19 protein-coding genes are annotated in these 24,241 nt (G+C 64.2%); 15 read left to right on the forward strand and 4 right to left on the reverse strand.

Going from position 1 to position 24,241, the window contains the following annotated elements; all coding sequences use genetic code 11:
• Nucleotides 1–70: 70 nt before the first annotated feature.
• The gene (locus AC1DXM_RS22885) at nucleotides 71–1,981 is read right to left on the reverse strand and encodes a pilus assembly protein TadG-related protein (RefSeq protein WP_477236417.1); all 1,911 of its coding nucleotides are present in this window, start codon (nucleotides 1,979–1,981) and stop codon (nucleotides 71–73) included.
• Between the two features lie 340 nt (nucleotides 1,982–2,321).
• On the opposite strand from AC1DXM_RS22885, the gene AC1DXM_RS22890 reads away from it, so the two are divergent.
• The gene (locus AC1DXM_RS22890) at nucleotides 2,322–3,182 is read left to right on the forward strand and encodes a TIGR01459 family HAD-type hydrolase (RefSeq protein ID WP_477236419.1); all 861 of its coding nucleotides are present in this window, start codon (nucleotides 2,322–2,324) and stop codon (nucleotides 3,180–3,182) included.
• Between the two features lie 10 nt (nucleotides 3,183–3,192).
• On the forward strand, nucleotides 3,193–4,176 hold the full coding sequence (locus AC1DXM_RS22895; RefSeq protein WP_477236421.1) for a bifunctional riboflavin kinase/FAD synthetase: 984 nt from the start codon (nucleotides 3,193–3,195) through the stop codon (nucleotides 4,174–4,176).
• 12 nt (nucleotides 4,177–4,188) lie between these two features.
• Here AC1DXM_RS22895 and AC1DXM_RS22900 read toward each other — a convergent pair whose 3' ends face one another.
• A complete protein-coding gene (locus tag AC1DXM_RS22900; RefSeq protein ID WP_477236423.1) occupies nucleotides 4,189–4,743 on the reverse strand; it encodes an HdeD family acid-resistance protein in 555 nt (184 codons plus the stop codon).
• Between the two features lie 213 nt (nucleotides 4,744–4,956).
• Here AC1DXM_RS22900 and AC1DXM_RS22905 point away from each other — a divergent pair, with 213 nt between their 5' ends.
• The 3 genes from AC1DXM_RS22905 to AC1DXM_RS22915 all read left to right on the forward strand — a co-directional run bounded on the left by AC1DXM_RS22905 (nucleotide 4,957) and on the right by AC1DXM_RS22915 (nucleotide 9,821).
• Nucleotides 4,957–5,745, forward strand: coding sequence for a MipA/OmpV family protein (locus AC1DXM_RS22905; protein WP_477236425.1), 789 nt, complete (start codon nucleotides 4,957–4,959; stop codon nucleotides 5,743–5,745).
• A 229-nt stretch (nucleotides 5,746–5,974) separates the two neighbouring features.
• On the forward strand, nucleotides 5,975–8,938 hold the full coding sequence (gene ileS, locus AC1DXM_RS22910; protein ID WP_477236427.1) for an isoleucine--tRNA ligase: 2,964 nt from the start codon (nucleotides 5,975–5,977) through the stop codon (nucleotides 8,936–8,938).
• A 199-nt stretch (nucleotides 8,939–9,137) separates the two neighbouring features.
• Nucleotides 9,138–9,821 (forward strand): hypothetical protein, encoded by a 684-nt coding sequence (locus AC1DXM_RS22915; protein WP_477236429.1) that lies wholly within the window; start codon nucleotides 9,138–9,140, stop codon nucleotides 9,819–9,821.
• 28 nt (nucleotides 9,822–9,849) lie between these two features.
• Here the strand turns inward: AC1DXM_RS22915 and AC1DXM_RS22920 are convergent, their stop codons facing one another.
• Nucleotides 9,850–10,302: a nucleoside deaminase gene (locus tag AC1DXM_RS22920; protein ID WP_477236431.1), complete on the reverse strand. Its 453-nt coding sequence runs from the start codon at nucleotides 10,300–10,302 to the stop codon at nucleotides 9,850–9,852.
• A gap of 180 nt (nucleotides 10,303–10,482) precedes the next feature.
• On the opposite strand from AC1DXM_RS22920, the gene AC1DXM_RS22925 reads away from it, so the two are divergent.
• The 5 genes from AC1DXM_RS22925 to AC1DXM_RS22945 all read left to right on the forward strand — a co-directional run bounded on the left by AC1DXM_RS22925 (nucleotide 10,483) and on the right by AC1DXM_RS22945 (nucleotide 16,915).
• Nucleotides 10,483–12,483: a pseudouridine synthase gene (locus AC1DXM_RS22925; RefSeq protein ID WP_477236433.1), complete on the forward strand. Its 2,001-nt coding sequence runs from the start codon at nucleotides 10,483–10,485 to the stop codon at nucleotides 12,481–12,483.
• An 11-nt stretch (nucleotides 12,484–12,494) separates the two neighbouring features.
• Nucleotides 12,495–13,049, forward strand: a complete 555-nt coding sequence (gene rsmD / locus AC1DXM_RS22930) for a 16S rRNA (guanine(966)-N(2))-methyltransferase RsmD (protein ID WP_477236435.1) — start codon at nucleotides 12,495–12,497, stop codon at nucleotides 13,047–13,049.
• 97 nt (nucleotides 13,050–13,146) lie between these two features.
• Entirely contained in the window at nucleotides 13,147–14,502 is a 1,356-nt protein-coding gene (locus AC1DXM_RS22935) for a M16 family metallopeptidase (RefSeq protein WP_477236437.1), read from the forward strand.
• A 137-nt stretch (nucleotides 14,503–14,639) separates the two neighbouring features.
• The gene (locus AC1DXM_RS22940; RefSeq protein WP_477236439.1) at nucleotides 14,640–16,058 is read left to right on the forward strand and encodes a M16 family metallopeptidase; all 1,419 of its coding nucleotides are present in this window, start codon (nucleotides 14,640–14,642) and stop codon (nucleotides 16,056–16,058) included.
• Nucleotides 16,055–16,915: a patatin-like phospholipase family protein gene (locus AC1DXM_RS22945; RefSeq protein WP_477236441.1), complete on the forward strand. Its 861-nt coding sequence runs from the start codon at nucleotides 16,055–16,057 to the stop codon at nucleotides 16,913–16,915. The genes AC1DXM_RS22940 and AC1DXM_RS22945 overlap by 4 nt, the downstream gene beginning before the upstream one ends.
• A gap of 178 nt (nucleotides 16,916–17,093) precedes the next feature.
• On the opposite strand, the gene AC1DXM_RS22950 is transcribed toward AC1DXM_RS22945, so the two are convergent.
• Nucleotides 17,094–17,630 (reverse strand): dihydrofolate reductase family protein, encoded by a 537-nt coding sequence (locus AC1DXM_RS22950; protein ID WP_477236443.1) that lies wholly within the window; start codon nucleotides 17,628–17,630, stop codon nucleotides 17,094–17,096.
• A gap of 279 nt (nucleotides 17,631–17,909) precedes the next feature.
• On the opposite strand from AC1DXM_RS22950, the gene AC1DXM_RS22955 reads away from it, so the two are divergent.
• The 5 genes from AC1DXM_RS22955 to AC1DXM_RS22975 all read left to right on the forward strand — a co-directional run bounded on the left by AC1DXM_RS22955 (nucleotide 17,910) and on the right by AC1DXM_RS22975 (nucleotide 24,241).
• On the forward strand, nucleotides 17,910–18,953 hold the full coding sequence (locus AC1DXM_RS22955) for a LacI family DNA-binding transcriptional regulator (protein WP_477236445.1): 1,044 nt from the start codon (nucleotides 17,910–17,912) through the stop codon (nucleotides 18,951–18,953).
• 69 nt (nucleotides 18,954–19,022) lie between these two features.
• Nucleotides 19,023–20,264 (forward strand): ABC transporter substrate-binding protein, encoded by a 1,242-nt coding sequence (locus AC1DXM_RS22960; protein WP_477236447.1) that lies wholly within the window; start codon nucleotides 19,023–19,025, stop codon nucleotides 20,262–20,264.
• 171 nt (nucleotides 20,265–20,435) lie between these two features.
• The gene (locus AC1DXM_RS22965) at nucleotides 20,436–21,362 is read left to right on the forward strand and encodes a carbohydrate ABC transporter permease (protein WP_477236449.1); all 927 of its coding nucleotides are present in this window, start codon (nucleotides 20,436–20,438) and stop codon (nucleotides 21,360–21,362) included.
• The gene (locus tag AC1DXM_RS22970) at nucleotides 21,362–22,219 is read left to right on the forward strand and encodes a carbohydrate ABC transporter permease (protein ID WP_352592556.1); all 858 of its coding nucleotides are present in this window, start codon (nucleotides 21,362–21,364) and stop codon (nucleotides 22,217–22,219) included. The genes AC1DXM_RS22965 and AC1DXM_RS22970 overlap by 1 nt, the downstream gene beginning before the upstream one ends.
• A gap of 42 nt (nucleotides 22,220–22,261) precedes the next feature.
• A complete protein-coding gene (locus AC1DXM_RS22975; RefSeq protein WP_477236451.1) occupies nucleotides 22,262–24,241 on the forward strand; it encodes a glycoside hydrolase family 127 protein in 1,980 nt (659 codons plus the stop codon).

Raw genomic sequence — 24,241 nt, forward strand, 5'->3', positions numbered from 1 at the left:
GTGGATGATCGCTGCTCGCAGAAACGCCCCGCCGGAGAGGGGGCGCCTCGTTTCCAAGGGAATGCGCCGGTCAGCCGACGATGCGCAGGTTGGACAATTCGTCGGCGATTTCCTTGAAGCTCTGCGACAGGGTGGCACCGGTCGCGTTCCAGTAGAGCTTGGCGGGGGTCTTGCCCGTCGGGTCGGTCTTATCCTTGCGGAAACGCGAATCCGAGGAGCATTTCTTTAGCGCGTCCATTGCACTCTTTTCCGCAGGCTTCGTGTCAACCAAGTCGAGAGAAACGGTCATGACGAGAATGTTGCCGGCCTTCGCGTTGGAGCAGAGCGTTTGCATCTGCTGGTCCAGCGCGGCGGTGTAATTGGCCGCCGTATAAGTGGTCTTGGCGACGCTGGTGTTTACGAACATGCGGGTCGCGGTTTCGCCCACCTTCGGGCCGGTGTAACCGTAAGCGGCGTAGGTCGATCCATTGTTGGCATAGTTGGCGGTCATGTCGTTGGTAGGGCCAATGCTATAGGTATTGGCGCCGTCGGTCAGCACGATGACCACTTTGTCGTTGCCTCTCTCAGTCTCTGGCCGGCCTCCCGTGAAGGGCTCTTTGCTCGAGACCGTTCGCCAGCCCCAGGCAAGGCCTTCCGGAACATTGGTATTGCCGGTCGGCACCATGGCTTGAATCGCGTCGGTAATGGTCTTCTTGCCGGCGGTGGTGGTTATGTCCTGTAGTGGGGTGATCGGACCGGTCGTGCACGCTGCGTTGGGACCATCATCGGCAGCCGCGGCTGCTGCGTTCCAGGGTTTGACCATAAAGTATTTGCGCATGTCTTTCTGGCGCGGGGCAGCTTTCGTCAACAAATCGGACGAATCGACCCACCAGTTGTTCGGGTAGCCCCAGGATGTACTGTTGACGTCGTTTTTGCCGTCACCATCGGTGTCGCGCCAGAAGTTGCCGGCTTCGTCCGGCGCGAACATCGGCACGAACAGGGTGGCGGGCGTTCCTGTGGTCGGCGTCGTGTCGTCGTCATTATAGGGGTACGGCCTTGCTTCCACACAGCCCTTCCAGGCTTCATACGGGGCGACCACAGAAGTCTGGCAAGTACCGTTCGAGTTCTTTTTCGTACAGGTCTGGGCCATCATGTCTCGATAGAGGCTGAAGCGCGTCATCGGCTTGTCTTGGTCCGCGCCCCAGCCCGTACCGCGCTGGTAGTACATGCTGCCTACTTTTTCGATATATTTGTTTGGATTGGCTGCTGACGTCATTGTTGACCAATCGAAGTTCTCATTATGGATCGGTGAAATGCCGGTCGTGTCCATCCACGTCGGCAATGGAGCCGAGGAGGGCGGGACACCGACATTGACCGAAGCCGAAAACGGAACGAGGGCGAACTGCACCGGCTTGGTGACCTGCTTCATCTGCTGGGCCTGGGTGGCCAGCGTGTTCACAAGTTCGGTCGCCGCGTCCTTGAGCAGTTCTATCCGCTCTTGCCCGGTGCCAGAGCCGTTGATGCTCATCGATCCCGAATTATCGAGCACCAAGGCAACTTCAAGCGTGTTCTTGAGACGAACTTCCGAGGTGGCGGTCATATGGACATCGGTGTCGCTCGACGATTTGCCAAGCATCCAGGCCGCGACTGGCAGAAAGTATGGCTTGAACGTCAGCGTCGCCTGAAGTTTCAGCGTGCCGCCGCCGGCATTGTTGTTGGGCAATGTCACGGTCAGCAACGTATTGGCGGGTTGGACGTGGCCGAGATTGGCCTCGAAGAAGTCCTTGGCATAGGCCTTGACCGCATCGTCGGTCGCGCCGGAAACGATCTGCTGGGCAGTGGCGATGCCTGCGGCGTCGAGCGCGTTCAGCGTGTCCTGGCGCTGGCGGATCAGTTGGGTGTAGTCGATGGCGAGTGCCAGGGCGCCCATCAAGGGCACCATGGTGATCACCGTCATCAAGGCATAATTGCCGCGTCTGTCGCGTAGAAATCTGCGGATCATGCCTTCAGCACCCCTGCCAGGATCCAAATATCGAATATCGGCGCGAAGATGCCCACAAATCGTTAAATTTCGGGTTGCTGAAATACGTCCAAGATCGGCCCATCATTTCAAGGCTCGTTAACCACTCGGCCCTGGTGATCGGAGACGCGACATTTTTCGATCGACCGAAGCTTGGGGAAGGGCGCTTTCTGCGAGATGCAACCGCCATCAAGCCGTGGCGCGATGGCGTCGAAAACGCCGAAAGCTGGTGACAGGATGAACCGCTTCGGTTAATGCGGGGCCGGTTGCGGCGGACCGTCGGCTGCAGCTCTCGCAACGATCGTCACATCAGGAAAACGGCATGGCGGATTCGCCTGACATTATCGGCTCGCTCGCGGATTTGTCGGGAGCCTACTCGGCCATCCTGTGCGATGTGTGGGGCGTGATCCACAATGGCGAATGGCATTTCCCGGCGGCCGCCGAGGCGCTTGCCGCTGCGCGCGCTGCGAAGGTTCCGGTTGTCCTGATCACCAATTCACCGCGCCGCAATGCCGATGTGGTGGCGCAGATGAATGCGATCGGCGTCCCCGCCGATGCCTACGACCGTGTCGTCACCTCGGGCGATGTGACCCGCGACCTCATCGCCGAAGGCCCGCGAAAAATCTTCCACATCGGCGCCGACCGCGACTTCACCCTCTATGACGGTCTCGACGTCGATCTCGTCGAGGAGTTCGAAGCCTCCGGCGTCGTCTGCACCGGCCTGTTCGACGACGAGGTGGAAACACCTGAGGATTATGCCGAACTGCTGCGCCGGCTACGCGCCAGGAACCTGCCTTTCATCTGCGCCAACCCAGACATCGTGGTCGAGCGCGGCGAGCGCATGATCTGGTGCGCCGGGGCATTGGCCCGCGACTATGCCCAGCTCGGCGGCCGCACGCTGATTGCCGGAAAACCCTATGCGCCGGTCTATGACGCAGCAATGCGGGAGCTCGCCTTGCTTCTTGGCCGTGACGTCGAGCGCTCGGAGGTGCTGGCCATCGGCGACGGCATGATGACCGACGTCAAGGGCGCTGCCGATAATGGGATCGACGTGCTTTACGTGTCGGGCGGCATTCACGCGCGCGACTATGGCGATCCCATGCAGCCGGACCCCGCGAGGCTTGCAGCCTTTCTGCAAAAGCACGGCTACCGGCCGGTCGCGGTCATTCCGAGACTGCAGTAGGGTCGCTTCCATGAGCGCAGCCTTCGACCATATTTCTGCGACCGCGCCGCTGCCGCCGCATTTGCGTGGCGGCGTGGTGGCGATCGGCAATTTCGACGGCGTTCACCGCGGCCACCAGGCCGTGCTCGAACGCGCGCTCGCCGAGGCCGGGCGGCGCGGCGTGCCGGCGCTGGTGCTGACCTTCGAGCCGCACCCGCGCAAGGTGTTCAGGCCCGATATGCCGCTGTTCGTGCTGACGCCGCCGCCGATGAAGGCGCGGCTGTTGTCGCATCTGGGCTTTGCAGCACTCGTTGAACAGCCATTCACGCGCGCCTTTGCCGGCCTGTCGGCCGAGGCTTTCGTGGCCGATGTGCTGGAAAGGAACCTCGGCATCACCCATGCCGTCACCGGTTTCGATTTCCACTTCGGCAAGGACCGGCAAGGCGGCCCGGCCTTTCTGATGGCGGCAGGCGAGCGCCACGGTTTCGGCGTCATTTTGGTCGACGCTTTTCGCGACGAAGGCGCCGAGGTGGTGTCTTCGAGCCGCATCCGCGCATTGTTGTGCGAGGGCGAAGTCGCCGAGGCCGCCGGCCTGCTCGGCTACCGCTTCACCGTCGAAAGCGAAGTCATCGGCGGCCAGCGGCTCGGCCGCACGCTAGGCTTCCCGACAGCCAACATGAGGCTTTCTCCGGAAGCTGAACTGAAGGAAGGGATTTATGCCGTCCGCTTCCGCCGCGCCGACGGCACGCTTTACAACGGTGTGGCCAGCTTCGGCCGCCGCCCGACCGTCGACGACAATGGCGCGCCGCTGCTCGAAACCTTTGTCTTCGACTTTTCCGGCGATCTCTATGGCGAGATCTGCGAAGTCTCGTTCTTCGGCTTCCTCCGCCCCGAGGTGAAGTTCGACGGGCTCGATGCGCTGGTGGCGCAGATCAAGCGCGACGAGGCGGAGGCGCGCGCGCTGCTGGCCGGCGTCAGGCCGCTGTCGCAACTGGACAGCGCGATCGCTTTTTGAGCTTCCGGCCGCCTACCTCTTCAAGGCCAGTCCGAGAGCGATGAAGCTCCAGCCCTGGAAGATCAGGTCGATGGCCAGGAACAGGCCGAGCACCCACAGGCTGTTGACTGGCCAGCCCATGGCGATGGTCAGGCCCGCCAGCACGCTGATCAGGCCGGCCGCGACGACCCAGCCCCAGCCATTTTCGGGCCGGTGGCTGTAGCCGACCCAGGCCCTGAGCGCGCCTGAGGCGACCAGCGCCACCGCAAGCAGCAAGGTCAGCACCGTCGATGCCAGCAGCGGATTGTCGAAGGCGAAGAAGCCGGCGACGGCATAGAGCAGGCCGCTGAGCAGCCAATAGAAGAAGCGGCTCCAGGTCTTCACGCCGAAGGCATGCACGATCTCGATGATGCCGGCCATCAGCATCAGCCATCCGACGACATAGACCGAGGCGACGGTGGCGATGAACAGATTGCCAAAGGCAATGCCGCCGAAAATGAGCAGCAGCACGCCGAGCGCGACGAACCACCCCCATTTGTCTCGTGTCCGGCCGATCGCGTCTTTCAGGGTGTCACCGTGCAGGGTCATAGCCGCATCTCCTCAAAGTCACTTTGCATCAAAGATCGCCTGGCTTGTCGCCGTCCCTGAGGTTAGTCCCGGCGTCGGCACCCGTCCAGCGACTGCGGACAACCGCGATCTCTGTCTCGGACTTAAATCAAATTTTACCAAACGGCCGTCAAAGCTGTGGCCGGGGCGCGGCTGTGTTGTGTTAGTGGAGTGACCATGAGTCCGGTCAGGAAAATGTCTGCGATTGTGGCGGTTGTCATGCTGGGTGCGCCGACGGTGGCAAACGCAGGCGAGGGGACCTTCGGCTGGTTCCACGGCGACTGGTATCTGACGCTTGGCGCAACCGGCATGGTCGCGCCGAAATTCGAGGGCTCCAACAGTCTTCTGCTCAGCGCCACGCCGATCATCTCATTGGGCAAGGTCGGCCCCGCCGCCCGCTTCGCCTCGCGCAATGACAACATTTCGCTGGCGCTGGTCGATGACGGCGGCGTCCGCGCCGGCCTGACCGGAAAGTTCCTGTTTTCGCGCAGCAGCAAGGACGAGTTGAAAGGCCTCGACCCGGTGCGCTGGGGCGGCGAGGTCGGCGGTTTCTTCGAATTCTACCCGACGGACTGGCTGCGCGCCCGCGCCGAACTGCGCCACGGCATCCGTGCCCATGACGGCTTTGTTGCCGACATCGCCGCCGATGCGTTTTACGATGTGACGCCGACGGTCAGGATTTCGGGCGGCCCGCGTGTGTCGTTCGCCTCGTCGGGCTATTTCGACTCCTACTACGGCGTCAACGCCAAGGAGGCCGCAGCCTCGGGCCTTAGCGAATATCACCCCGGCGGCGGCCTGAAATCGACCGGCCTCGGCGGCGCCATCACCTGGAAGGTGACGGAGCCGATGACCGCCAGCCTGTTCGGCGAATATGCGCGCCTGATGGGCCCGGCCGCCGATTCCAGCCTGGTCAAGGAGCGCGGCCAGCGCGACCAGTTCACGGTCGGCGTCTCGACCACCTACCGTTTCAACTTTTCAATGTAGGCGATTTCCGCGCTTTATTCCTGCCGTGGCTTCGGCTAAAAGCCCAGCCATGACCAGCTTTTCGCGCCTTTTCGCGATCGCGATACGAATTACAGGCCCGGTGTTCCGGGTGGCCTGAGCGCCGCCGGAGCCGCCGGGAATCTTGGCGCGCGCTCTCGCGCTTTTTCCAGATCATGATAATTCAACGCCCGAGCCTCTACGCCCGCCGGGCAATGCACATGGCAGACCAATGACCGACACTGTTGAAACGATCGACTATTCCAAGACGCTTTATCTGCCGCAGACGGATTTCCCGATGCGCGCCGGCTTGCCGGAGAAGGAGCCGCTGCTGGTCAAGCGCTGGCAGGACATGGACCTTTATCGCAAGCTGCGCGAGAAGGCCGCCGGCCGCGAAAAATACATTCTGCATGATGGCCCGCCCTATGCCAACGGCAACATCCATATCGGCCATGCGCTGAACAAGATCCTCAAGGATGTCATCACCCGCTCGTTCCAGATGCGCGGCTACGACGCCAATTATGTGCCGGGCTGGGACTGCCATGGCCTGCCGATCGAATGGAAGATCGAGGAGCAATACCGCGCCAAGGGCAAGAACAAGGACGAGGTGCCGGTCAACGAATTCCGCAAGGAATGCCGCGACTTCGCCGCGCACTGGATCTCGGTCCAGGGCGGCGAGTTCCAGCGGCTCGGCGTCGTCGGCGACTTCAAGAACCCCTATACGACAATGGCCTTCCACGCAGAGTCGCGCATCGCCGGCGAACTGTTGAAATTCGCCATGTCGGGCCAGCTCTACCGCGGCTCAAAGCCGGTGATGTGGAGCGTGGTCGAGCGCACCGCTCTGGCCGAGGCCGAGATCGAATACCAGGATTACGAGTCGGATACGATCTGGGTGAAGTTTCCGGTCGCCAGCCTGGTCCGTCCGATCGATGGTGGCGAGTCCAAGCTGACCGAGGGCGCGCTCGATCTACTCCAGGCCCACGTCGTCATCTGGACGACCACCCCGTGGACGATCCCCGGCAACCGTGCCGTCAGCTATTCGTCACGGATCGGCTACGGCCTTTATGAGGTCACGGCAGCCGAAAATGCGTTCGGTCCACAGCCCGGTGAAAAGCTGATCTTTGCGGACGCACTGGCCGAAGACGCCTCGGCCAAGGCCAAGGTCACCTTGAATCGGCTTCGCAGCGTTTCGGCTGAAGAGCTTGGAAGCCTTACGCTTTCGCACCCGTTCAAAGGCCTCGGCGGCGGTTATGAATTCTCCGTACCGCTGCTCGCCGGCGACCATGTCACCGACGATGCCGGCACCGGCTTCGTCCACACCGCCCCCGGTCATGGCCGCGAGGACTTTGACGCCTGGATGGATGCAGCATCGGATTTGCGCCAGCGCGGCGTCGATCCCGCCATCCCGTTCACCGTTGACGATGCCGGCTTCTTCACCAGGGACGCGCCGGGTTTTGGCCCGGACCGCGAAGGTGGCGCCGCGCGCGTCATCGACGACAACGGCAAGAAGGGCAACGCCAACCAGGCGGTCATCGACGAGCTGATCCAGCGCAACGCGCTGTTCGCGCGAGGCCGGCTGAAGCACAGCTACCCGCACTCGTGGCGCTCGAAGAAGCCGATCATCTTCCGCAACACGCCGCAATGGTTCGTCTATATGGACAAGGACCTCGGCGACGGCACGACGCTGCGCAGCCGGGCGCTGAAGGCCATCGACGACACGCGCTTCGTACCGGCGGCCGGCCAGAACCGCATCCGCGCCATGATCGAGGAGCGCCCCGACTGGGTGCTGTCGCGCCAGCGCGCCTGGGGCGTGCCGATCGCCGTCTTCGCCGACGAGGACGGCAACGTGCTGAAGGACGAAGCGGTCAACCAGCGCATCATGGACGCCTTCGAACAGGAAGGCGCCGACGCCTGGTTCGCGGCCGGCGCCAAGGAGCGCTTCCTCGGTAATCACGATGCCTCCAAATGGAAGCAAGTGATGGACATCCTCGACGTCTGGTTCGATTCGGGCTCGACGCATGTCTTCACGTTGGAAGACCGTCCGGACCTGAAATGGCCGGCCGACGTCTATCTCGAAGGCTCCGACCAGCATCGCGGCTGGTTCCACTCCTCGCTGCTCGAAAGCTGCGGCACCAGGGGCAGGGCGCCCTACGACACCGTCGTCACCCATGGCTTCACCATGGATGAGGAGGGCCGCAAGATGTCGAAGTCGCTCGGCAACACCGTCGTGCCGCAGGACGTCATCAAGCAGTCCGGCGCCGATATCCTGCGGTTGTGGGTGGTGACGACAGACTATTGGGAAGACCAGCGGCTCGGCAAGAACGTGCTGCAGACCAACATCGACGCCTACCGCAAGCTCCGCAACACCATCCGCTGGATGCTGGGCACGCTCGCCCATGACGACGGCGAGGAAGTGCCGCTGGAAAAAATGCCGGAACTGGAGCGGCTGATGCTGCACCGGCTGGCTGAGCTGGATGAGGTCGTGCGCTCCGGCTACGACGCGTTCGAGTTCAAGCGCATCACCCGCACCTTGCTCGACTTCACGGTGGTCGAGCTGTCGGCCTTCTATTTCGACATCAGGAAGGACGCACTCTATTGCGACGGGCCTGCCAGCGTGAAGCGCAAGGCCTCGGTGCAGGTGGTGCGCCACCTGTTCGACTGCCTGGTGAAATGGCTGGCGCCGATGCTGCCTTTCACCATGGAAGAAGCCTGGCTCGACCGTCATCCCGATGCCGTTTCGTTGCATCTCGACCAGTTCCCTGAGATTCCGGCCAACTGGAAGAACGAGGCGCTGGCCGAGAAATGGCGCAAGGTGCGGCAGGTCCGCCGCGTCGTCACCGGCGCTCTCGAGATCGCCCGGGCGCAGAAAGTCATCGGCTCATCGCTGGAAGCCGTGCCCGTCGTGACGCTCGACGATGCCGCGCTTGAAGCCGCAATCGCCGACGTCGACATGGCCGAAATGGCGATCACCAGCGATCTTGTCATCGCCCATGGCAAGGCGCGGGAAGGCGCCTTTGCGCTCGACGATGTTAAAGGTGTCGCCGTCGTGGTCGAAAAAGCCGAGGACCGCGGCCTGGTCAAATGCGCGCGCTCGTGGCGCTATACGGCCGATGTGGGGCAGGATGCCGAATTCCCCGACGTTTCGGCCCGCGATGCCGCGGTGCTGCACGAGCTGCAGGCTCTGGGACGTTTGTGAGTCCATAAGCCGGTGCACAAAGGCCACGCCGGGTGGGCGAAAACCGCCCGCGCGTTGCCCTTAACGAGTGGTTGAGGTAAACACGCGAAACTCCGGAAGACAAATTGTCGCCGGATTTCCGTCGCAAGAGCGTGGACGATGGGGACCGGACCTTTGGCCGGTGACGATCGAGAGGCTGTCTAGAGTGGGACTTTTTGGCATGACCGACAGAACTTCCGTGCGCGTTGCGCTGCTGGCGCCGCTTGTCGCGTCCGGCCTCGCTCTGTCCGGCTGCATGAGTTCGCCCACCTACGGCACGGACAAGACGGCTGGCGAGCAGCTTGCCGGCGACCTGTCCGGCGCCTTTTCAATCTCGCCGAAGCGCAAGCAACAGATCGACTACAAGCCGCGTCCGGAGCTGGTGAAGCCCGCGCCAGGGCAAAAGGAAGTGCTGCCGGCGCCGCAGGAAAGCATCGAGACGGCGAGCACCGATTGGCCCGAATCGCCCGAGCAGCGCCGCGCCCGCCTGCGTGCCGACGCCACCGCCCACCAGGATGATCCGTCCTATCAGTCACAGATCGTCGACGATGTGCAGACCGATCCGGCTGCGGTGAAGAAGGCGATGGCGGATTCAGCGTCGAGCCACCCGCCGCGCTGGTCGCCGGCGGATTCCGACAAGGGCCGCGCCGCCGAGATCCAGCGCCGCACGGCTGAAGGCAAGCAGGGCGATCCCACCACTCGCAAATATCTGAGCGAGCCGCCTCTGGCCTATCGCGCCGCCGCCGACACCGCGCCGCAGGGTGAACTCGGCGAGGACGAATACAAGAAGGAACGCCGCCTCAAGAAAGAGGCAGCCGCCAAGAGCAAGAGCGGCGGGCTCTTCGACTGGCTGCCCTCCTGGTAGGAAGCGCCGCCTTCCGCGGTTGAAGGCTCTACGTCTCGCGCCTTTCCCGAAAGAAATCCTTGAGCAGCAAGGCCGCATCGGCTTCGGCCATGCCCGGATAGATATCGGGCGTATGGTGGCAGGTGGGTGAGGCGAAGAAGCGCACGCCGTTGACCACCGCGCCGCCCTTCTCGTCGGCCGCGCCGAAATAGAGCCGGCGCAGCCTGGCGAAGGAAATGGCGCCGGCGCACATAGCGCAGGGCTCCAGCGTCACATAGAGGTCGTGCCCGGTCAGCCGCTCGCTGGAAACCTTCTGGCAGGCCGCGCGGATCGCCAGCATTTCGGCATGTGCCGTCGGATCGGCAAGTTCACGGGTACGGTTGCCGGCGGATGCCACCACGGTGTCGCCGCTGACGATGACGGCGCCGACGGGAACTTCGCCGCGCGAGGCGGCGGCTTGCGCCTCTTTCAGCGCCAGCGCCATGAAATCCGGCCGCTTCACGCGGTTTGCATCCTGATTATCTCCTCGCCACTTAGCTGTGATCCTGTTATGGAGCGCGTCAACCCGAACATCGGAACAGATTTTCGGAAATGATCATGCGCCACATCAAAGTGCTATAGCGTTCGTTGCGCGCCCCAAAGGATGCGCCACGCTGTAGCAGCGCAAACGGACAAAGGCCACATGGACGACAACGACAAGAAATCTCCGCGCCACAAAGGCCCGGGCAAAGGCGGCCCGAGAGCCGCAGGGCCGCGCCGTGATGGCGCCGCCGGCAAGGGCGGCAAGCCTTCCTTCGGGGCCAAGAAACCCTATGCGCCGCGTGGCGCCCGGCTGATGGCGGCCGATGGCGAGCGGCCGAAGCGCGACTTCAAGAGTGGCGACCGGCCGTTCAGCAAGGGGCCGCGTCCCGAAGGCAAGCCTTTCGAAAAGCGCGAAGGGCCGCGCAAACCCTATGCGCCGCGTGGCGACCGGCCGATGGCGGCCGATGGCGAGCCACCGAAGCGCGACTTCAAGAGCGGCGACCGACCGTTCAGCAAAGGGCCGCGTCCCGAGGGCAAGCCTTATGAGAAGCGCGAAGGTCCACGCAAGCCCTACGCACCGCGCGGTGATCGGCCTGCAGCCGCCGGAGGCGAAAACCGTTTCGACCGGCCAAAGCGCGATTTCGGCGATCGCCCACAACGCGACGCCGGAGATCGTCCCAAGCGCGACTTCAGTGATCGCCCCAAGCGCGATTTCGGTGGTGACCGGCCGCAAGGCGCATCCGGCAGCGGCTTCAAGCCGCGCCCGCGCGCCGTGGAGACGGAAGAAGCCGGCGAGCGCATCGCCAAGCGGCTGGCCCGCGCCGGCCTTGCCTCGCGGCGCGATGCCGAGGATCTGATCGCGGCAGGCCGCGTCAAGGTCAACAACCGGGCTTTGACCTCGCCGGCCTTCAACGTCATGCCCGGCGACATCATCCATCTCGACGGCATGGAGATCCCGCCGATCGAGCGCACAAGGCTGTTCCTGTTCCACAAGCCGGCCGGCGTTGTCACCACCAACCGCGACCCCGAGGGACGCAAGACCGTGTTCGACGTGCTGCCGGCCGAATTGCCGCGGCTGATGACCATCGGTAGGCTCGACATCAACACCGAAGGCCTGCTGCTGCTCACCAATGATGGCGGGTTGTCGCGCGTGCTCGAACTGCCTGCCACCGGCTGGCTGCGCCGTTACCGCGTGCGTGTTCATGGCAAGGTCGAGGAAAGCGTGCTCGCAGGTCTGCGTGAAGGCATTGCCGTCGATGGCGTCTTCTACGGCGCCATCGAGGCGACGCTCGACCGCGAGCAAGGCACCAACGCCTGGCTGACGATCGGCCTGCGTGAAGGCAAGAATCGGGAAGTGAAGAACATCCTTGGTTCGCTCGGCCTCGACGTGACGCGGCTGATCCGCATCTCCTACGGGCCGTTCCAGCTCGACGACCTCGCCGAGGGCCATGTGCTGGAGATCAAGGGCCGCGTCTTGCGCGACCAGCTCGGCGAACGCCTGATCGAGGATTCCGGCGCCAATTTCGACGCCGAGATCACCAAGCCGTTTTCCAACCAGCCTGTGCGGCGTGAGCGCGAAGTGGAGCCCGAACGGCCGAAATTCACCCGCGAGGGCGACCGCCGGCCGATCGGCGAGGGCGGTCTGATCAAGAACCGCAAGCGTCGGGAAGGCAGCCGCGACGAAGCGCTGGGCAAGCTGTCGACCAGTCCCGAAAGAGGCGCTGCGCCGGCAAAGAGCTTTGGCGACCGCGGCCCCCGGCCCGAGCGAAGCGAGTTTCGCGACAAGCCACGTGGCGATTTCGGCGACAAGCCGCGTGATGGCTTCGGTGACAAACCCCGTGGCGCCTTTGGTGACAAACCGCGTGGCGGCAAAAAACCGGAGCGCGAGCAGCGGCCGATTGAGCCGCCGGGCCAGCGCAAGGCCAATGTCTGGATGGCGCCGGGCGCGCGTCCGATCGGCAAGGGCAGGGCGGAAGCAGATGCCGCCAAGGCGGCCGACGCCAAGGCGCGCAAGGCCTCGTTCAAGCCAGTCTATGGCAAGCCGGCCTATGGCAAGCCGGGCGGAGCCAAGCCATTCGGCAAGCCGCGCGGCGAGCGTCCCGATGGCGGTCGGGGCGGTGAGCGGCCGCGCAATGGTCCCAAGGGTCCCCGGACCAGATGAGAGCCGTTTAGATGAGAATCGTCGGCGGCCAGTTTCGCGGGCGTCCGCTGGCGACGCCGCGCGACCACGCCATCCGTCCGACCACCGACCGCGCCCGCGAGGCCGTCTTCAACGTGCTGGCGCACCGCTTCGCCGACAAGCTTGAGGGCGCGCGTGTGCTCGACCTGTTCGCCGGCACCGGCGCGCTCGGCCTTGAAGCGCTGTCGCGCGGCGCCTCCTATGGCGTCTTCATCGAGGAATCGGCGGAAGGGCGCGGCCTGATTCGCACCAATGTCGAAGCCTTTGGCCTCACCGGCCGCACCAAGATCTTTCGCCGCGACGCGACTGCCTTGGGCGAGGCCGGCACGCTTGCCGCCTTTGGCCTGATCTTCGCCGATCCGCCCTATGGCAAAGGTCTCGGCGAACGCGCGCTGCATTCGGCCAAGGCAGGCGGCTGGCTGCTGCCCGGCGCGCTCTGCGTGGTCGAGGAAGCCGCCTCGGCGCCCTTCGAGGTTGGGCCCGAATTCTCGGTGGTTGATGAGCGCAACTACGGCGAGACGGTGATCCGGTTCATCGAGGCTGCGTGAGGGCGGCGCGGCTGGCGCCTTCAAAATGACGCACAATTCACTTTGCCTCGGTGGCTAACCTTGCCTATCGTCGCGCTATAACAAACCGGAGCCATTGATGACACTTCATACTGAATGGCTGCGGAGAGCGTTGCTCGCCACCGCGCTGACCGTGGCCGGCCCGGCTCTGGCCGCGGACGACGGCAAGGTGGCGAACTTCCTGCTCGACAACGGCATGGAAGTGGTGGTCATCCCCGACCACCGTGCCCCGATCGTCACCCACATGGTGTGGTACAAGATCGGCAGCGCCGACGAGCCCCCAGGCAAGTCCGGCATCGCGCATTTCTTCGAACATCTGATGTTCAAGGCCACGACCAACCACGCCGCGGGCGAGTTCGACCGCGCCATTTCGGACATAGGCGGCTCCAACAACGCCTTCACGTCCTATGACTACACGGCCTTCCACGAGACGGTGACGCCCTCGGCGCTCGAACTGATGATGAGCTTCGAGGCCGACCGGATGCGCAACCTCATCTTGACCGACGAGGTCATCAAGACCGAGCGCGACGTGATCCTGGAGGAGCGCCGCTCGCGTATCGACAGCGATCCCGAGGCCGTGCTCGACGAGGAGGTCGACGCGACACTCTGGCAGAACCAACCCTACCGCATTCCTGTCATCGGCTGGATGCAGGAGATGGAACAGCTGAACCGCACCGACGCGGTCGCCTTCTATGACAAGTACTACCGCCCCAACAATGCCGTGCTGATCGTTGCCGGCGATGTCGAGCCGGACGCCGTGAAGGCGCTGGCGCAAAAGACCTATGGCAAGGTCGCGCGCGGCCCGGATCTGCCGCCGCGCATCCGCCCGGTCGAGCCGGAGCAGAATACCAGGCGCACTGTGACGCTCACCGATGCGCGCGTTTCGGTGCCGAGCTTTTCGACGCAATGGGTGGTTCCGTCCTACCACATCGCAAAGCCCGGCGAGGCCGAGGCGCTCGACCTGTTGGGAGAGATCCTTGGCGGCGGCAGCCGCAGCCGGCTTTACCAGCAGCTTGTGGTCAAGCAGGGCATTGCATCGGGGACCGGCGCCTTCTTCCAGGGCACCATGCTCGACGCTACCAATTTCACCGTCTATGGCGCGCCGCGCGGCGACGCCAAGCTGAGCGACGTCGAGGCGGCCGTCGACGCCGAGATCGCCCGCATCATCAAGGATGGCGTCACCGCCGACGAGCTGGAAAAAGCCAAGGCCCGTTACATCAGGGCCATGATCTTCGCCCGCGACAAGCAGGACGAGATGGCCAATCTCTACGGCGCCGAGCTCGCCACCGGAGGTAATGTGAAGGACATCGAGGAATGGCCGGACCGCATCCGCAAGGTCACCGCCGACGAGATCAAGGCGGTCGCCGCACGCTATTTGCTGCTCGACCATTCGACCACCGGCTATCTCTTGCCGCAGCAACAGGCGGGGAATTGATGATGAGCCTGGTTTCGACAAGCATGCGCGAGATTCCTTCTGCCCGCCAGGCTCCCCCTTCTCCCCTTGTGGGGTCCGAAGGACGGGGCGAGACCCGTGGCTCGCCCCTGGGCGGTGGCCGAGCGAAGCTCGGTCGGATGAGGGGTGCTCCAGCTTGGCAAGGACGGCGATCCGTCACTCACCCCTCATCCGTCTCGGCGCTGCGCGCCGATCCACCTTCTCCCACAAGGGGAGAAGGTAAGGCCCTCCGTACCTTCACCACTCTCTTCCTCGCCATCCTCTTCCTCGTCCTGCCGGCGCTTGCCGCGCGCGCGATGGACATCCAGCAGGTGACCTCGTCAAAGGGCATCAACGCCTGGTTGGTCGAGGATCACTCCATTCCGATCATCGCCATTCGCTTCGTCTTCGATGGTGGCTCGACGCAGGATCCCGCCGGCAAGGAAGGGCTGGTCAATCTGATGACCGGCCTGTTCGACGAGGGCGCCGGCGACCTGGACAGCGAGGCCTTTCAGACCAAGCTTGACGATGCCGGCGCCGAAATGGGCTTCGACGCGGCGCGCGACGGCACCTATGGCTCGATGCGCATGCTGGCCGAGCAGAAGGATGCGGCCTTCGACCTGCTCAGGCTGGCGGTTACCAGCCCGCGCTTCGACCAGGCGCCGATCGACCGCATCCGCTCCCAGATATTGTCCGGCATCATCGCCAGTGAACGCGACCCCAACACCGTCGCCCAGACCAAATGGCTGCGCGCCATCTATGGCGAACATCCCTACTCCCGGCCGGACCAGGGCACCAAAGACAGCATCGCCACCATCACCGCGGCGGATCTGGCTGCCTTCCACAAGGCCAATTTCGCCCGCAACGGCCTGCATGTCGCGGTGGTCGGCGACATCGACGCCGCGACGCTGAAACAGAAGCTCGATGACGTGTTCGGCGATCTGCCGGAAAAGCAGCTGCTGCGGCCGGTTGCCGATACCGAGCTGAAGCTCGGCCAGCAGCTCGAGGTCGACTACGACCTGCCGCAGACCTCGCTGCAGTTTGCCTATCCCGGTGTGAAGCGCGGTGCGCCGGATTTCTTTGCCGCGGTGCTGATGAACCAGGTTCTCGGTGGCGGCACCTTCACCTCGCGCCTCTATGACGAGGTGCGCGAAAAGCGCGGCTTGGCCTATAGCGTCGATTCCAACCTGGTCGATCACCAGCATTCCAACGCGCTGATCATCACCACGGCGACGCGTTCCGACCGCGCCGCCGAGACGCTCGGCATCGTCAAGGACGTGGTCAGGAAGATGGCCGAGGAGGGCCCGACCGAGGCCGAACTGGACGCAACCAAGAAATACATGGTCGGCTCCTATGCCATCAGCAATCTGGATTCTTCCAGCTCCATTGCCGCGACCCTGGTGGAATTGCAGCTCGACCATCTTGGCATCGATTACGTGCAGCGCCGTACGGCGCTCATCAACGGCGTGACGCTCGATCAGGTCAAGGCGGCGGCGAAGAAGCTGCTGTCGGCGGCCCCTGCGATCATGAGCATCGGCCCGAAGCTGGAGGCCAAATGACAGGTCCCACTTTCGGCATCGCCTTTGGCGGCGGCGGCGCTCGTGGCCTGGCGCACATCCACATCGTCGAAGCGCTGGACGAGCTCGGCATCAAGCCGGTGGCCATCGCCGGCTCCTCGATCGGCGCCATCATGGGCGCCGGCATGGCCGCGGGCATGAGCGGCAAGGAGATCGAGGATTATGCCCGCTCGATCCTGAGCCGCCGCGCCGAGGTTGCGGCGCGCATGTGGCGCTCGCGGCCGGGCACCATCGCGGAGGCCATGCAGGGCGGCATCCGCGTCGGCCAGTTCAACATCGAGCGCATCCTGAGGGCATTCCTGCCCGAAGCCATTCCCGAAACCTTCGCCGAGCTGAAGATCCCGCTCAAGGTGACGGCGACCGACTATTTCGGCCACAAGCTGGCCGTTTTCGACGATGGCGACCTGCACTCGGCACTCGCCGCCTCGGCTGCCATACCCGCCGTGTTCCGCCCGGTGACGCGCGACGACCGCGTGCTGATCGACGGCGGCATCTACAATCCGGTGCCGTTCGACCTGATCGAAAACGCCGCCGACATCATCATCGCCATCGACGTCGTCGGCGCACCGAGCGAGGCCGAGCGCAAGCACCCGACCACCGTCGACCTGATGTACGGCGCCACGCAATTGATGATGCAGTCGATCATCGCCCACAAGCTGAAGCAGGGTCCGCCCGACATCCTGATCCGCCCCAACGTCTCAAAATACCGCGTGCTCGATTTCATGAAGATCGACACCCTGTTGGCCGAGACGCGGGAGATCAAGGACGAGCTGAAGCGCGAGGTGGAAAGGGTGGTCGAGGCGCGCGCCAGGGGCAAGCGAGGGAAGAAGGCCGGGTAGGGGAGCTACTGGTCTCCCCCCTTGAGGGGGAGATGGCCGGCAGGCCAGAGGGGGTCGTCTCGCGTGAAGCTCGGCCCCCTACGGCGCGATAGGAGGTCGCGTCAGGACGGACCGACCCCCTCTGTCGCCTTCGGCGACATCTCCCCCTCAAGGGGGGAGATTACCCCCCACCAGCGCATCACACCTTCCCGGCCGCATATTCCAGCGCCACCACACCATTGCTGAACGTCATGGCCGAGATCGGCTCCAGCGCCACAGGCATATCGGTGGGAAACAGCTTCTTGCCCTCACCGACTGTGCCGGGGTAGCTCAGCAGCCTGACGCGGTCGACCAGGCCGTGGCGCAGCAATTCCTGCGCGACGCTGAGGCTGCCATGCACATAGATGTTGCCGCCGCTGCCTTGCTTCAGCTTGCTCACCGCTTCCGGCAAGGAACCCGTAAGCAATTCCGCCGGCTTCCAGTCCAGCGCCTTCAGGCTGGTCGAGGCGACATATTTCGGCAGCGCATTGAACCGGTCGGCAAAGTCGCCGGTTTCGCTCGGCCATGAGCCGGCAAAGATCTCATAGGTCGTGCGCCCCAGAAGCATGGCGCCGCTATCGGCAAGCTCATCCTCCTTGAACCTCTGCATCTCATCGTTCCAGGTCACTTTGGGCAGCTTCTCGACCTCGGCAATGCCGTCGACGCTAATGAATTCGGTGACGATCAATTTTCTCATGGCGTTCTCCTCTCTGTTCAGAGGACGGATGGCGCTGGGCAGATGCTACACGCTTGGAAAAAAAGAGCGCGGCGCTTCGACAACCAACCGCTGACAGGCGAGGTTTGCCGAACGCAATTGTGGTCTAACCATCCCCCTTGCCATCCCCAGCACCTTCCCCTAATCTCCTTCTGAGAAAACCTTTTCCCAAATCGCCCAACACGCGCTGACCTGACCAGTCATCACCGTGCAGGGCGGTAAGAGAAAACCTTTTCTCAGCTAAGGAACGCGCCGCGCACCATGTCCTCCGACGCCTCTGCCGCCAAGACACCGGTCACTCTGCGCGAGGTGGCGTCCGCCGCCGGCGTCAGCGTGGCGACGGCGTCGAAGGCGCTGAACGGGCAGGGGCGCATGACGGCTCAGACGCGCGAGCGCATCCGCGAGACGGCGCAGCGGCTGGGTTTTCGGCCGAACAGCCTGGCGCAGAGCTTGCTGCGCAAGCGCTCCTTCACCGTCGGCCTGCTCACCAACGATTCCTATGGCCGCTTCTCGCTGCCGCTGATGGCCGGCGTGTCCGATGCGCTGGTCGATGCCGGCGTCTCGGTGTTCCTGTGCAATGTCGAGGACGATCCGCGCCTTGGCCAGCTTCATGTCGAGGCCATGCTCGACAAGCGCGTCGACGGCATCATCGCCACGGGAAAGCGCATCGACCGCCATCTGCCGATCGATCTGTCCAATCTGCGCATCCCCGTCATCTATGCCTTCACCCAGCCCGATCCCGGTTCGGTCGCCTTCGTCTCCGACGATGCCGGCGGCGCGCGGCTGGCGGTCGAGCATTTCTGCCGGCTGGGCAGGCGGCGCATCGCCCATGTCAGCGGGCCGGCGAGTTTTGCCGTGGTGCATAGCCGCGCCCAAGCCTATCGCGATGTCCTTGTCGAGCACGGCCTGCCGGTTGCTGAGCCGATGCTCGGCGCCTGGTCGGAAGGCTGGGGGCATGAGGCAGTGGCAAAGCTCTTCGACGGCAAGGCGAACGGGGCTGAAAGGCCGGACGCCGTCTTCTGCGGCAATGACCAGATCGCGCGCGGCGCCATCGATGCGCTGCGCGAGCGCGGCATCGGCGTGCCCGACGATATCGGCGTCATCGGCTTCGACAATTGGGAGATCGTGGCCGAGGCGACGCGCCCGCCGCTGACCTCGGTCGACATGAACCTTTCAGCGCTTGGCCGCGAGGCCGGGCTTGCGCTGCTTTCGCTCGTCGGCGGCCAACCGGCCGCGCCGGGCATCCGAAAACTGCCGTGCCGGCTGGCGGTGCGTCAGTCATGCGGCCGTCCACCAGGCGGCTAGGAGAACGCGCGGCGCGATCTGGGAGAGCGCCGCAATAGGGAGGAGAACAGAACCATGAGGAGGAGAACCATGAAAACCATGATTGCCGGGCTTGCCTTTGCCGCGAGTATTTTCGCTATGCCCGCCATGGCCGCCGACACGGCCAATATCTGGGTGCGCGCCGACGGCTCGAATTTCATGCCGCGCATCGTCGACGCCTTCAACAAGGCGCATGAGAACCAGATCAAGCTCGACATCATCCCCAATGCCGAGATCATTCCGAAATATGGCGCCGCGGCCGCCGGCGGCACCGCGCCCGACGCGCTGTCACTCGACCTGATCTACACGCCGGCCTTTTCCGCCGCCGGCCAGCTGGAGGACATCACCGACTGGGCGAAGTCGCTGCCCTATTTCGCCAGCCTGTCGCCGGCGCACGTCAAGACCGGCACCTACAAGGGCCGCATCTACGGCCTGCCGTTTTCGGCCGATAGCTCGGTGCTGATCTGGAACAAGAAGCTGTTCAAGCAGGCCGGGCTCGACCCTGAAAAGGGCCCGGCCAACTGGGCCGAAATCGAAACCGACGCCGAGAAGGTCAACGCGCTCGGCGGCGACATCAAGGGCTTCTATTTCTCCGGCAATTGCGGCGGCTGCAACATCTTCACCTTCACGCCGCTGGTCTGGGCCTCGGGCGGCGACATCCTCTCCGAGGACGGCTCCAAGGCGACGCTGGACAGCCCGCAACTGCGCGGCGCCATCGACCTCTACCGGTCGATGGTCAAGAAGGATCTGGTGCCGGCCGGCGCGCAGACCGACACCGGTTCCAACTTCTTTGCCGCCTTTGCCGCCGGCAATATCGGCATCTCGCCGTCCGGGGCCTTCGCCATCGGCGCGCTCAACACGCAGTATCCTAATGTCGATTACGGCGTCACCTTCCTGCCGGGCAAGGATGCCGGCTGGTCGTCCTTCGCCGGCGGCGACAATTTCGTCGTCACCAAGGGCACCACAAAGCTCGCGGTGGTGAAGGAGTTTCTCGACTTCGCCTATTCGCTGGAGGGTCAGACCATCCTGGCGAAATACGGCAGCCTGCCGGTGCGCGGCGACATAGCCAAGGAGGCGCTGAAGGATCTCGACCCGCGCTACCAGATCGCCGCCGAGGCGATGGCCAAGGGCCGCACGCCCTATTCGGTGGTGTTCAACGATTTGATCAACTCCGCCAACGGCCCGTGGACGCAGATGGTCAACGAAGTCTTCTTCGGCGACGATGTCGACGGCGCGATTTCGAATGCGCAGGAGACCATGCAGTCGATCATCGACCAGGCGCCGCAGAAATAGCGCCGCCCTCAACCTCCCCCTTGAGGGGAGGTCGGACCCGAAGGGTCCGGGTGGGGTCGCCTGCGACGTGCTCGGCCTTTCTGTCGGCGCACTGCGCAGAGGACCCCACCCCCGGCCTTCGGCCGGACCCTCCCCTCGAGGGGGAGGGGGACGCCGCAACTGGAGCATCGCATGACCGCCATCGCAACAACCTCCGCCCCGGCGCGCTCGCGAAAATTGGTCGGTGCCGGCCGCCAGCAGTGGATCGGCCTGCTCTATGTCGCGCCGGCCGTGGCGCTGGTGGTTGTCTTTTTCATCATCCCGCTCGGCATGACGGCGTGGATGTCGTTGCACAACTGGCCGCTGATGGGCGAGCACAGCTACATCGGCCTCGATAATTATTGGGCGATCCTGCGCGACACCCGCTTCTGGAATGCGCTGCGCTTCACCGGCCTCTACACGGTGGTGGTGACGATCGCGATCTTCGCCGTCGCCTTTCCGCTGGCGCTGTTCATCGAGCGTCCCCGGCGGCTCACAGGCTTCTACCGCACGTCCTTCTTCATGCCGGCTGTTATCGGCTTTGCTTCGGCGAGCCTGCTCTGGTCGTGGCTTTTGAATGTCGATTCCGGCCTGTTCAGCCCGGCCGCCTTCGACCTCGGCCTGACCGGGAAGAAATTCAACCTTCTGGCCACCTTCCAGCCGGCCTTCTGGTCGATCATCGCCATGGTCGTGTGGAAGGTGGCGGGCTTCACCATGATCATCCTGATGACTGGCCTGCAGTCGATTCCGACCGACCTGCAGGAAGCCGCGATGATCGATGGGGCAGGGCCGTTCGCGCGCTTTCGCGCCATCACGCTGCCGCTGATGCGCCGCACCCTGGCGCTGGCGCTGATCCTGTCGGTGGCGGGCTCCATCCTCGCCTTCGACCAGTTCTACATCATCCTGCGCGGCGGCCCGCGCAATCAGACGCTGACCGCCGTCTACTGGATATTCAACCAGTCCTTCGTGTCGTTCAAGCTGGGCTATGGCGCCGCACTGTCGATGATCCTGCTCGCCATCCTGGTCGCGCTCAGCACGTTCCAGCTCTGGCTGCTGCGCAAGCCCGAGGGGGTCGACTGATGGCGCAGGCAAGAAGCCGCAACAGCCGCTTGCGCCTCGGCATCGCCGAGCACGCGACAGGCATGATCGCCTCTGTGCTGTTCCTGGCGCCGATCGTCTGGACGGTGCTGTCGGCCTTCAAGCCGTCGCAGGAGGCGCGCCTGCCGCCGCTGCCGCCTTGGCCGACCACCGGTTTTTCGGTCGAAAATTACGGCACGCTCAACACTTTCGGCGACGGGCTGTGGCTGCCGGCGCAAAACAGCCTCTATGTCTCCGTCATGACGGTGGTGTTTTCCGTCATCGTCAGCGTGCTTGCCGGCTACGGCTTCTCGCGCTTCCGCTTTCCGTTCAAGGACCTGCTCTTCGTCGTCATCCTGTCGACGATCATGATCCCGTTCCAGTCGATCCTGACGCCGATCTTCCTGGTGCTGACCAAGGTCGGCCTGCACAACACGCTGACCGGGCTGGTCTTTGTCTACGTCACGCTGCAGCTGCCGTTCTCGATCTTCATGATGCGCAACGCCTTCGACGCGGTGCCGCGCGAGATCGAGGAGGCCGCGCGCATGGACGGCGCCAACAATCTCACCATGCTGCTGAAGGTGATGCTGCCTTTGGTCTGGCCCGGCATCGTCACCATCGCGCTGTTCGCCTTCCTCGGCGCCTGGAACGAGTTCCTGGCCGCCCTCGTGCTGATGACCGATCAGTCCAAATTCACGCTGCCGATCATGATGACCGCACTTCAATCCGGCCGCTTCGGCGCCATCGACTGGGGAGCCGTGCAGGCCGGTGTTACCGTGATGATGGTGCCTTGCCTGATCCTCTTCCTGTTGCTGCAACGCTTCTACATACGCGGCCTGATGGCCGGCGCCGTGAAATGACCCGCGGTGAAATGGCAATGACGAAATCGAACGGAGCCAGCGATGACCGCACACAAATCCGCCGCCCGGAAGACGGGAAAACTGAGCCTCGCCTTCCGCCCTTTGCCGGTGCCGCAGGTCGACGTGCGCGGCTTCTGGGGCGACCGCGTCGATGCGGTCGCTTCGCGCACCGCCGACATCCTCTACGAGCGCTGTGTCGAAGCCCGCATGCTGGAGCAGATCGATCCGGACCGGCCGTCGCCAGGCGTCGTCATCCCCTTCCATTCGCCGTCGCCCGACGAGGCGGCCACGCCCGGCTTCACCGGCTCGACCGTGACGACGCAGATGTTCTGGGATTCCGACTGGGGCAAGACCATCGAGACCGCCGCCTATTCGCTCTACCGCCGCCGCAACGACCGGCTGGAGAAAAACATCGACGACGTCATCGACATGTACGAAAAGCTGCAGCAGCCCGACGGCTATCTGTCCTCCTGGTACCAGCGCATCCAGCCTGGCCTGCGCTGGACCAATTTGCGCGACTGCCACGAGCTCTACTGCGCCGGTCATCTGATCGAGGGCGCGGTCGCCTATTTCCAGGCCACCGGCAAGCGCAAGCTGCTCGACATCCTATGCCGCTATGCCGACCATATCGCCGACACGTTCGGGCCGGAGCCCGGCAAGCAGAAGGGCTATTGCGGCCATGAGGAGATAGAGCTGGCGCTGGTCAAGCTGTCGCGGGCGACCGGCCAGCGGAAATACATGGAGCTGGCGAAATACTTCATCGACCAGCGCGGCGTTGAGCCGCATTATTTCGACGAGGAGGCGCGCGCGCGCGGCGCCGACCCGAAGGCCTATCATTTCAAGACTTACGAATACAATCAGTCGCACAAGCCGGTGCGCGAGCAGGACAAGGTCGTCGGTCATGCCGTCAGGGCGATGTACCTCTATTCCGGCATGGCCGACATCGCCACCGAATATGGCGACGATACGCTGCGGGCAGCGCTCGACCGGCTCTGGGACGATCTCACCACCAAGAGCCTTTACGTCACCGGCGGCATCGGGCCGTCGGCCCACAATGAAGGCTTCACCGCCGATTACGACCTGCCCAACGAAACCGCCTATGCCGAGACCTGTGCCTCGGTCGGGCTGGTGTTCTGGGCCAGCCGCATGCTCGGCATGGGTCCCAACGCCCGCTACGCCGACATGATGGAGCGGGCGCTCTACAACGGCTCGATCTCCGGCCTGTCGCTCGACGGCTCGCTGTTCTTCTACGAGAACCCGCTGGAAAGCCGGGGCAAGCACAATCGCTGGAAATGGCACCGCTGCCCCTGCTGCCCGCCCAATATCGGCCGCATGGTGGCGTCGATCGGCAGCTATTTCTACAGCCTGGCCGACGATGCGCTGGCCGTCCACCTCTATGGCGACTCGACGGCGCGTTTCGACATCGCGGGCACGCCGATCAGCCTCGTCCAGACCAGCAACTATCCCTGGGACGGCGCGGTCTCGATCCGGGTCGAGCCGGATGCGCCCGTTGAGTTCACGCTGCATCTGCGCGTGCCGTCCTGGTGCCGCAAGGCGACGCTGAAGGTCAACGGCGCGTCTGTCGACCTCGATGCCGCGTCGAACGATGGCTACGCGGCGATCCGGCGCGAGTGGCAAAAGGGCGACCGCGTCGAGCTCGACCTCGACATGTCGATCTCGCGCCTGTTCGCCAACCCGCAGGTGCGCCAGGACATCGGCCGCGTAGCACTTGCGCGCGGCCCGTTGATCTACTGCGTCGAAGAGACCGACAATGCCGGCCAACTGCACCGCATCACCTTGCCGCGCACGGCTGAGATCGAGGCGCATCCCGAGCCGAACCTTCTGGGCGGCGTCGTCACCCTCTCGGCCACCGGCAGCCGGGAAACGGCGGAAAACTGGGACAACGGCCTCTATCGCACCGAGGCGCCAGCCATCGAGCAGGCGAAGCTCAAGGCGGTCCCTTATTACGCCTGGGACAATCGTGACCCCGGCGAGATGGTGGTGTGGTTGCGGGACGGGTGA

The organism is Mesorhizobium sp. P3_A2 (assembly GCF_056403115.1).